The 10383-nt window shown below is 36.0% G+C and carries 13 protein-coding genes and 1 pseudogene; all 14 read left to right on the top strand.

What is annotated here, in order from left to right:
- Position 1: 1 nt before the first annotated feature.
- The 14 genes and pseudogenes from D9780_RS09135 to flhB all read left to right on the top strand — a co-directional run bounded on the left by D9780_RS09135 (position 2) and on the right by flhB (position 10375).
- Complete coding sequence (locus D9780_RS09135; RefSeq protein WP_121639903.1) at positions 2-610, top strand: MotE family protein; 609 nt, start codon at positions 2-4, stop codon at positions 608-610.
- Between the two features lie 332 nt (positions 611-942).
- Entirely contained in the window at positions 943-2247 is a 1305-nt protein-coding gene (locus tag D9780_RS09130; protein ID WP_121639902.1) for a flagellar hook-length control protein FliK, read from the top strand.
- 9 nt (positions 2248-2256) lie between these two features.
- Positions 2257-2706 carry a flagellar hook assembly protein FlgD gene (gene flgD / locus D9780_RS09125; RefSeq protein WP_371413720.1) on the top strand — a complete coding sequence of 150 codons (450 nt, stop codon included), beginning with the start codon at positions 2257-2259 and terminating at the stop codon, positions 2704-2706.
- Between the two features lie 114 nt (positions 2707-2820).
- Positions 2821-3612: a flagellar basal body rod protein FlgG gene (flgG, locus tag D9780_RS09120; RefSeq protein WP_121639900.1), complete on the top strand. Its 792-nt coding sequence runs from the start codon at positions 2821-2823 to the stop codon at positions 3610-3612.
- 92 nt (positions 3613-3704) lie between these two features.
- On the top strand, positions 3705-3875 hold the full coding sequence (locus D9780_RS09115) for a flagellar FlbD family protein (RefSeq protein ID WP_371413719.1): 171 nt from the start codon (positions 3705-3707) through the stop codon (positions 3873-3875).
- The gene (fliL, locus tag D9780_RS09110) at positions 3868-4287 is read left to right on the top strand and encodes a flagellar basal body-associated protein FliL (protein ID WP_121639899.1); all 420 of its coding nucleotides are present in this window, start codon (positions 3868-3870) and stop codon (positions 4285-4287) included. Before D9780_RS09115 ends, fliL begins: the two co-directional genes overlap by 8 nt.
- Positions 4288-4322: 35 nt before the next feature.
- A pseudogene (gene fliM / locus D9780_RS21400) lies at positions 4323-5303 on the top strand (flagellar motor switch protein FliM); the annotation flags it as partial.
- Positions 5304-6455 carry a flagellar motor switch phosphatase FliY gene (fliY, locus tag D9780_RS21395; RefSeq protein ID WP_371413740.1) on the top strand — a complete coding sequence of 384 codons (1152 nt, stop codon included), beginning with the start codon at positions 5304-5306 and terminating at the stop codon, positions 6453-6455.
- Positions 6456-6486: 31 nt separating this feature from the next.
- The gene (locus D9780_RS09100) at positions 6487-6849 is read left to right on the top strand and encodes a response regulator (protein ID WP_073005067.1); all 363 of its coding nucleotides are present in this window, start codon (positions 6487-6489) and stop codon (positions 6847-6849) included.
- Between the two features lie 16 nt (positions 6850-6865).
- Positions 6866-7525, top strand: coding sequence for a flagellar biosynthetic protein FliO (locus tag D9780_RS09095; protein WP_162985831.1), 660 nt, complete (start codon positions 6866-6868; stop codon positions 7523-7525).
- A complete protein-coding gene (fliP, locus tag D9780_RS09090; RefSeq protein ID WP_073005063.1) occupies positions 7518-8183 on the top strand; it encodes a flagellar type III secretion system pore protein FliP in 666 nt (221 codons plus the stop codon). The genes D9780_RS09095 and fliP overlap by 8 nt, the downstream gene beginning before the upstream one ends.
- 58 nt (positions 8184-8241) lie before the next feature.
- On the top strand, positions 8242-8511 hold the full coding sequence (gene fliQ / locus D9780_RS09085; RefSeq protein ID WP_073005061.1) for a flagellar biosynthesis protein FliQ: 270 nt from the start codon (positions 8242-8244) through the stop codon (positions 8509-8511).
- Positions 8512-8514: 3 nt separating this feature from the next.
- Entirely contained in the window at positions 8515-9294 is a 780-nt protein-coding gene (fliR, locus tag D9780_RS09080; protein WP_073005059.1) for a flagellar biosynthetic protein FliR, read from the top strand.
- Between the two features lies 1 nt (position 9295).
- Positions 9296-10375 carry a flagellar biosynthesis protein FlhB gene (gene flhB, locus D9780_RS09075; RefSeq protein ID WP_073005057.1) on the top strand — a complete coding sequence of 360 codons (1080 nt, stop codon included), beginning with the start codon at positions 9296-9298 and terminating at the stop codon, positions 10373-10375.
- Positions 10376-10383 lie beyond the last annotated feature (8 nt).

The following is a 10383-nucleotide window of genomic DNA, read 5'->3' as shown; positions in this document are numbered from 1 at the left end:
AATGGTTAAGAAAAAACAAGCAGATACAAAAAAAATGAATCCTTTTCTTTGGTTCTTGTTCGCAATTATTGTCCCTATTGGCTTCACTATTACGCTTGTCACCATCATTTTGTTAGCTACAGGTGTGGATGTAGGGGGTTGGGTGAAAGGGAAAGCAGCAGAGATTCCTGGTGTTTCATCATTTGTAGATGAAGATGATGGTAGGAAGGCAAAAGATGTAGCAGATACGCAGTTGAAATCACAAATTGAAAATAAGGACTCAGAGATTAAACAATTACAGGAAGAATTAAAGGATAAAGAGACAACGATCCAAATGCTTGAACAAGACATTATTAAACTTCAAGATCGAGAGCAAAATCAGACGGAAGAACAACAAAAGAAAGATGAAAATCAAACAAAAAAGAATTCCTTTAAATCAATGTCTACTTCGTTTAAAGAAATGGATGAAGAAAAAGCAGCTCAAATTTTACAAGATTTAAAGAGAAAAACAGCATTAGCCATTTTAGAAGAGTTGGATGACAAGGAACGCGGCAAGATATTAGAAGTAATGGATGCTACTACTGCTGCGCAATTAACAGAGCAATTTTTGAATAAGGTAGAGGAAGAGTAGTCCTTTATGAAGCGTCTAGATAAATATGGAAAAAATCTCACCATTTCCAATACGGAGTAGGTTATTAAGTAGTAGTTCTGACGAAAAAATGCTAATTATATGTGGATAGCATTTAAAGATGCAAGTCGTAGCGTACACTCACTTAAAAAGTGGATTTTCTTTAACATCAATTCGATATTTTTTACGTTTAATCGTGTTGACGTCACGTTTCCAGTGAAGATAAGCTGCTTACAATATCCCCACTATAAAATCGAAGGATATGTATAGGGGAAGTGAAAAAACATTATATATGGAATTCCGCGCAATAAAATATTCAAGGAGGTGGTATTAAATTGATTAATGTAGCGATGTTATTGCAGCAGTTACCATCAACAGCTGATAAAAAAGGTCCCATGCCATTGCCAGTAAAAGAGCAGCAAACGGAACTTCCTTTTCATGAATTGCTTGCCTCTAAGCAAGAACTTGGAAAGATGATGGATCAGATTTGTAAAAATCTACCTAATGACAAAGAGAATGTGTTGTCTGAAGAGATATCTCCCTTCATGCAACAGTGGGTAAGTAAATGGGTTGAAACACAAGGAAACGGAAAACTGCAACCGGAAGAATCCTTAGATAAAGAGATAGCCATACAAATAGAAACACTACTTCCAAGTGAGCAGCGAATGTCAGGAAACGAAAGTATATCCATGACAGATGGGCAGGAAGCTAATTTATTGATACAGAAAGAATTAACTGCAATTTATTCTAAGGTAAGCTCTTTATTATCTCAGCTAAATAATCAAGCAAATGATCAAGCAAATATAAAACAAACAGCGTCAAAATTAGTTCATTTACTACAGCAATGGTCTAACTTAAGTAAACAAGTAAGTACCACAGGGAATAAGGATGAGGCAATAATCCGTTTAAATCAAGGTGGGAATACAAAAGAAGCAACCATTTGGAAACAGTTAGTGGCAACATTTGAAAAAAGAACTGCGTTTGTTCAAAAGCAGCATTACAATAATGAAGCTAAAATAGCAAGTGGTGATGTCGCTAAGTGGCTTACAAAAGTAATGGAAGAGATGTCGAAAGCTAAGCCGACAACAAGCCATACGAAAGAGCCAATAGCAACTATGAATCATATAACCCCAACTTCAGTACCTATGGCAAAACTTGAACAGCATGTGATATATCTTCAACCAGAGCAGCAAACGCAACGAAATACTGGTCAAGAGCTAGTTCAACAATTACAGCGAATAATGCAGTCAAGTAAATTTATGAAAATGCCAAATGGTGTCAACCAGCTTCATGTAACGTTGCGTCCAGCACACTTGGGTGATATGACAATCCGATTTACGCAAACAGATGGAGTGATGGCGGTTCGTATTCTAGTACAATCCCAAGCTGCAAAGGAAATGTTAGAGTCTAATATACATAAGCTCCGTAATATGTTTTCGCCGCAGCAAGTAACCATTGAAAAACAAGAAAGCTTATTGCAGCAAAGTCAACAAATGCAAAAAGGAACTGGATCTGAATCGCAGCAGTATTCTGATTCACAAGAGCAGAAGCAACAAGAATTTCACGATGACGCTGCTGCAGATAATAATGAAGAATTTATGACTACTTTCCATGAACTTTTAATGAATGAACAAGTATAAAGGGGGTGTATGATAATGGCAAAAATTGATCCTTCGCTTTATTTACATAATCAAAAAGAGCGAACACCCAGCCCAGATCTAGGAAAAGATGAATTTTTGAACATTTTAATGACTCAGTTAAAAAATCAAGACCCTACTAATCCAATGGATGATCGTCAATTTGTATCACAGATGGCAGAATTTAGTTCATTAGAGCAGATGATGAAGATGTCGAAATCTATTAATACTTTAGTAGAAAGTCAACTTGTTTCTCCTGTGATTAAATATAGTCACATGTTAGGAAAAGAAGTAACTTACCAAGGTTATGATGAAGAAACGGAATTAAAAACAAGTAGAGTCGTCGCTGTTAGTCAGAATGAAGGTTGGGCAATTCTAGAATTAGAAAATGGTGAGAAGATATACGCCGATGCAGCTTTGCAAGTAAATGATCCGGCCTTTGAAGAAACAGAGGACAAGTAAAAGTAGCCACGGGCGAAAATAGCATGAGCTTTTATCGGTTACGTACGTAGATGAAATCTACTATACTTCAAACGCTCAAAAATATATTTAATTTTATATAAAGGGGAAATGACAATGTTACGTTCTATGTATGCAGGAATTTCTGGCATGAAAGGATTTCAAACAAAGTTAGATGTTATTGGGAACAATATTGCAAACGTAAATACATCCGGTTTTAAAAAAGGAAGAGTCACATTTCAAGATATGATGAGCCAAACAACTTCTGGAGCTCAAGGACCTACGGCTACGCGTGGTGGAATAAACCCATCTCAAGTAGGTTTAGGTTCGCAGCTTGGATCCATTGATAACATTCACACTCAAGGGTTTAGGCAAACAACTGGAAAACCGTTAGATTTGATGCTAGAAGGCGATGGCATGTTTATTGTGGAAGGAAATGGCACTACCTATTACACACGGGCTGGAAACTTTTATTTAGATGATGATGATCGCATTGTCGATGCAAATGGATTCTATTTGCAAAGTGTTGGTGGAGAGGAATTGACCATTCCGGAAGACGCTGAAAATTTTAGTATTGGAACCGATGGTACAGTTACGTATGTTAATGCGGATGGAGACCCAGTTGATGGCGGGCAAATTGCGCTTGCTAATTTTTCTAACCCAGCAGGTTTAGAAAAAGCGGGTAACAATTTATTTCTTAATAGTGAAAATGCGGGTTACAACGGAATTGTTGCTCCAGAAACAGAAGGTGCTGCTAAAATTGTATCTAGTGCACTTGAAATGTCCAATGTTGATTTATCGGAAGAATTTACAGAAATGATTACCGCCCAACGCGGGTTCCAAGCAAACACAAGAATTATTACGACTTCCGATGAAATTCTTCAAGAACTTGTAAATTTAAAACGATAAATTAAGGGGGAAAGGGAGCGTTTTTTCGCTCCCACCTACACATGATTTCATTAACTAGATTAAACGGTGACGAATTTACATTAAACGCAATAATGATTGAACAGGTTCAAAATTTTCCCGATACAACGATTACGTTAATGAATGGAAAGAAATTTGTTGTAAAGGAAACTCGTTCAGAAGTTCTTCAGCGAACTTTAGCGTATTATCAGCAAATTGGTGTTCAAGTTGTCACCAAGAAGGAGGTATGCAACGGCGATGAATAAACTAGTAAAAACGATGCTAACGTCATTAACTGTCATACTGATTATAGGGATTTCCGCTTTCGTCGTTGTCCAATATGTTAACTCAGATGAGCAAAGTGGAAAAACATCATCCATTGATAAAATGGAAGAATATTCATACGAAACACCTGAAATTACAACAGACCTCAAAGATGGTAATTTTGTAAGAATACAGTTTCAAATTATTACCGATGGAAAAGATGCAAAAAAAGAAATCGAGAAACGAGACTTTCAAATAAAAAATATTCTTATCAAAGAATTAGCTACTTTAGAAGAAAAAGATTTCCAATCGGGGCTTGATGATTTAGAAAAACACGTAAAAACAAAACTGAATGAAGTCATGACTACAGGGAAGATAACGGATGTTTATACAATTAGTAAGATTTTACAATAAGAAAGTTTTCGACTCCGATTTGGAGGTGACGGTCGTTGGTAGAAGAAGTTCTTTCACAGAATGAAATTGATGCATTATTATCCGCTATATCTTCTGGTGAAATGGATGCGGACGAATTAAAAAAAGAAGATCAAGAAAAGAAAGTGCGTGTCTATGATTTTAAACGTGCATTGCGATTCTCTAAGGATCAAATTCGTAGTATTTCACGGATACATGAAAATTACGCGCGTTTATTAACCACTTTTTTCTCAGCTAAATTACGAACATATGTAAACATCTCGGTTGCATCTGTGGATCAAATACCTTATGAAGAGTTTATTCGTTCTGTACCTAAGATGACGATTTTAAATACATATAGTCTGAAGCCGCTAGAAGGTAGAATTGTAATGGAAATTAATCCAAACATTGCTTATGCGATGCTTGATAGAACTTTAGGTGGGCAAGGCGTTAGTTTTAATAAAGTCGAAAATTTAACCGAAATTGAAACACTTCTAATGTCACAGTTGTTTGAAAAGGCGAGTACGAAGCTCCAAGAAGCTTGGGCTTCCATTGTAGACATTGATCCTGTTATGGAAGACTTTGAAGTAAATCCACAATTTTTACAAATGGTTTCACCCAATGAAACCGTCGTGGTTGTATCGCTAAATACTGCAATAGGAGAAGCAAGCGGCATGATTAATATTTGTATTCCGCATATTGTATTAGAACCAATTATATCTAAGTTGTCCGTTCATTACTGGATGCAAACGGCTGGAAAAAAACGTAATGATGAAGCATATGAAAAAATAACTAAAAATATCCAGCAAGCAACTGTTGAAGTAAAACCAGTCTTAGGTGAATCAACGATCACCATTGAACAGTTTTTGAAATTAGGCAAAAAAGATATTATTAGACTCGATCAATCCATTGAAAGCCCACTAATATTAGAGGTAAATGATGAGCCGAAATTTCTTGTACAACCAGGTACATATAAAAATAGAATGTCCGTCCAAATATTAGATACTTTTAAAGGGGGAATGAAGATGGGGAATGACGGTAAGCTATCTCAAGATGAAATTGATGCACTATTAGATGTAAGTTCTACAGAGGATGATGATAACTCTAGCTCCATTACGAATGATTTCTTATCTACAATGGAAATTGATACATTAGGGGAGATTGGCAACATATCCTTTGGTAGCTCTGCTACAACTTTATCTACATTATTAAACGAAAAAGTTGAAATTACGACACCTGAAGTTTCTGTCATAGCTCAGGAGGAGTTGAAAAATTTCACCTTTGAACCAGTAAGTGTCCAAGTAAACTATTTAGAAGGTTTTTCCGGGAAGAATGTATTTGTTATAAAAGCAGAAGATGCAGCTATTATATCCGATATTATGCTAGGAGGAGATGGCAGAAACCCATCAGAAGAATTAAATGAAATTCATTTAAGTGCTGTGCAGGAAGCAATGAATCAGATGATGGGTGCTGCTGCTACAAGCATGTCTACAGTATTCAATAAACGTGTAGACATCTCTCCACCGACGATCCATTTAGAAGATCCAGAAAAAGAATCTGAAAAGACTTTAGGAGACGACCCTTTTGTTAAAGTAACTTTCCAATTAAAAGTTGGTGATCTCATTGATTCGACACTCTTTCAATTAATGCCAATTCAATTTGGGAAAGAATTAGTAAACCAATTAGTTTCTAGCGAATCGAGCGAAGAAGAAATAGCATCAACCGTTATAGAAGAACAACCAACGAGCCATAAAGAATATAATGAGAATTACTCAGAACCCGAAAAGAACCACTCTTATGCTAAGGATACAAAACAATTTATAGGGCATCATCACCTAGCAACAGAGCAATCTAATGTGCAACAAGCAGAATTTTCATCATTTGAGCCCGTGACTTTAAACCAAACTGAACAACGTAATTTAGATATGCTGTTGGATGTTCCGTTAAAAGTAACGGTGGAACTTGGTAGAACGAAGCGCACGATTAAGGATATCTTAGATTTATCACAAGGTTCTATTGTAGAGTTAGATAAATTAGCAGGTGAACCGGTAGATATTCTAGTAAATGAAAAACGGATTGCAACGGGAGAAGTAGTTGTCATTGATGAAAATTTTGGCGTTCGCGTAACGGACATTTTAAGCCAATCCGATCGTTTAAACAAACTAAAATAAATCGAACAAATATAGTGGGAGGTTTTGCTGTATGGGCAATCGTATTTTGATAGTAGATGACGCAGCATTTATGCGAATGATGATTAAGGATATTCTAACTAAAAATGGGTTTGAAGTTGTTGGCGAAGCACAAGATGGTGTACAAGCTGTTGAAAAATATAATGAATTAAATCCAGATTTAGTAACGATGGATATTACAATGCCAGAAAAAGATGGAGTTACAGCATTAAAAGAAATATTAGCTGCTGATGCACAAGCAAAAATCATCATGTGTTCTGCAATGGGGCAACAAGCAATGGTGATTGATGCTATTCAAGCAGGAGCAAAGGATTTTATTGTAAAACCGTTCCAAGCGGATCGCGTTATTGAAGCAATTCAGAAAGCTTTAAGCTAAAAGTGAGTGAATGTGTGTGAAGAAATTAACGGTTGTATTTAGTTTGTTGAGCCTGTTTCTATTTCTGATTGTAACAGAATTAGATGTAGCAGCTGCTCCTAAATCTGTTAATGATTGTATCAACGACGAAGCAGACTGTGAATCAACAGAAACAAATGGAGCAGAGAAGGAAAATAATGAAGATAAGACGGCATTGTTGGATAAAGACACAGATGCAGACCCACTATGGCTAAGCTTTGTGAAGTTAATCATTGCTTTATTGCTTGTTCTCGGTTTAATTTATCTCCTGCTTCTGTTTCTGAAACGAAAAAATGCGTTATTTAACCAGGCGAAAGCAATAGAGAACATCGCAGGTATATCTGTAGGGCAGAATAAATCATTGCAAATCGTTCGCTTAGGGAAAAAGTATTATTTAATCGGTGTAGGCGATAATGTTGAGTTGCTTCAGGAAATAACGGATGAGTCTGTTATTGATGATTTACGAAAGGAGGGTGTAGCTTATGAAACAGCTACTCTTCCAAAGTTTTTGCAAAAATTTAATCATGGATCAAAAAATATGAAAATAAATGACCAAACGAATTTCAAACGGCAATTTACAAGGGAATTGGACAAGTTAAAGCAAAATCGCAACCAATTAATACAGCAGTTTGCACAGAAGGAAGATCGTAATGAATGAATTTATTGATATGTTCTCGAGTTCTGATCCTGAAAATGTGTCCACTTCCATAAAGTTAGTTTTATTATTAACAGTTCTAACATTGGCGCCAAGTATTTTAATTTTAATGACGAGTTTTACAAGAATTGTTATTGTACTGTCGTTTGTTCGAACATCATTAGCAACACAGCAAATGCCACCAAATCAAGTACTCATTGGTCTTGCACTGTTCCTTACTTTTTTCATTATGGCACCTGTATTTAATGAGGTATATGATAATGCATTGCAGCCATTGTTCGATGAGGAAATCACATTAGATGAAGCATACGATGAAGCAAGTACACCAATTAAGCAATTTATGGCTGAACATACGCGGCAAAAAGATTTAGCCTTATTTATGAATTACGCTGAACTAGAGCGCCCAAATGCTGTTGAGGAAATACCGTTAACAACCTTAGTTCCCGCATTTGCTATAAGCGAATTAAAAACAGCTTTTCAAATGGGGTTTATGATTTTTGTTCCCTTTCTTATTATAGATATGGCTGTTGCCAGTGTATTGATGTCCATGGGGATGATGATGCTTCCTCCCGTTATGATTTCATTGCCATTTAAAATATTACTATTTGTGCTGGTAGACGGTTGGTACTTAATTACGCATTCATTACTGGACAGCTTTTAAATAGGAGGTGCAGGGCGTTAGCCGTCCTGTATTCCTTACCAGATAGGGGGCATAAAAAATGAGCAGTGAATTCGTTTTAACGCTAGCAGAAAAAGGCGTGTTTACCATCTTACTAGTAACTGGCCCACTACTTCTACTTGCGCTAGTTGTTGGACTGCTTGTCAGTATTTTTCAAGCAACAACACAAATACAGGAGCAAACGTTAGCATTTATTCCTAAGATTGTTGCTGTATTGGTAGGATTAGTTTTCTTTGGGCCTTGGATGTTAACACAAATGATTGAGTTCACTTCGAATCTATTTCAAAATATGAATCAGTTTGTAGGATAAAAAATGTTAGATGTTATTGATATAAATCGTTTACCTGTATTTTTACTAATTTTAGTACGTGTAGTGGCGTTTTTTGCTACGATGCCATTATTTTCTTATCGAACAATTCCAAGACCGTTTAAATTAGGATTAAGCTTTTTTCTTGCCTTCTTAATGTTTTACGCGGTTGATGCTCCTGCGATAGCAATAGATGGCCATTATTTTTTACTTCTCTTAAAGGAAGCTGTAGTTGGTTTGTTTATAGGTTTGATCGCATATATCATTTTGTCAGCAGTGCAAATTGCTGGTGGTTTTATTGATTTTCAAATGGGGTTTGCCATTGCCAATGTTATTGATCCACAAACGGGAGCACAAAGCCCGCTAACTGGTCAATATTTTTATATTTTTGCTTTACTATTTCTACTATCGGTAAATGGACACCATATCTTAATAGATGGAATGGTAAATAGCTATCAATTTATCCCATTAGAACAGTATGTCCCATTTCAAAATGAATCCATTGTTCACTATGTTATCGAAAGTTTTAACGCTATGTTTCTCATTGCTTTTCAAATTGCGATTCCAATCGTAGGCTGTCTTTTCCTAGTAGATGTAGCGTTAGGAATTATTGCTCGAACCGTTCCGCAATTAAATGTGTTTGTTGTTGGCTTACCATTAAAAATACTAGTTAGTTTTATCGTATTATTAGTTTTTATGAGTTTATATGTCGTGTTAGCAAAAGATCTTTTTGAAATTTTATTTGCTACGATACGCAGTTTGCTACATTTATTCGGGGGTGGATAAGTTGTCATTAAAGCTGGACTTACAATATTTTGCTGGTGAAAAGACGGAAAAAGCTACCCCGAAAAAACGTCAAGATGAAAGAAAAAAAGGAAAAGTTGCTAAGAGTCAAGATGTTAATACAGCTATATTGCTGTTATTTGCGCTCATCGTTCTTTATGTCTTTGGAAGTTCCATGAAAAATCAAATGACATCTTTATATGAGCATACATTTACAGAGTTTATTCATTGGCAAGTAACGGAAACTACTGTGGCACAAGTTTTCAATGGAGCTACACTGGAAGTAGCAAAGATGTTAGCGCCGATTATGATCATTGTAATTATCGGCGCACTGGCTGCAAATTTTTTGCAAATTGGCTTTCTATTTACAACAGAGCCACTGAAGTTTGATTTAAAAAAGATTGACCCTATTCAAGGGGCAAAGCGAATTTTTTCTTTACGAGCGATTGTGGAATTACTTAAATCACTATTAAAAATTGTTAGTATTGGTACAGTAACTTTTACTGTGATTTGGATTTATAAAGATGAAATGATGATGATGGCGTTTAAAAATGCGGATACAGCACTTGGATTCTTTGGGCAAGTCACGATCGTTATGGGAATTATCGCTGTTATTGTTCTCGTGTTTTTAGCTGTATTCGATTATGCATATCAACGCTATGATTATGAAAAAAATATGAAAATGTCAAAACAAGATGTAAAAGATGAATTTAAAAACGTGGAAGGCGACCCACTTATTAAATCAAAAATAAAAGAGCGTCAAAGGCAAATGGCTACAAGAAGAATGATGAGTGAAGTTCCAAATGCAGATGTCATTATTACAAATCCAACGCATGTAGCCATTGCGATTAAATACGATGAAGGAAAAGCTGCTGCCCCGTACATATTGGCTAAGGGTGTGGATGAGGTAGCGCTAAGAATTAAACAGGTAGCTAAGGAAAATAGCGTGATGACTGTTGAAAATAAGCCGCTTGCTCGTTCATTATATCGTGTTGTAGATATCGGCGACGTTATACCAGAATCGTTTTTTCAGGCGGTTGCAGAAATATTGGCGTACGTATATAAATTAGAGAGAAAAGTTTAAGCAATAAG

It is taken from the genome of Virgibacillus sp. Bac330 (assembly GCF_003667845.1).
GTDB classification, from domain to species: domain Bacteria; phylum Bacillota; class Bacilli; order Bacillales; family Amphibacillaceae; genus Virgibacillus; species Virgibacillus chiguensis.
The sequence above is the reverse complement of the archived record's forward strand: the minus strand, read 5'-3'. Positions and strand labels throughout refer to the sequence as shown.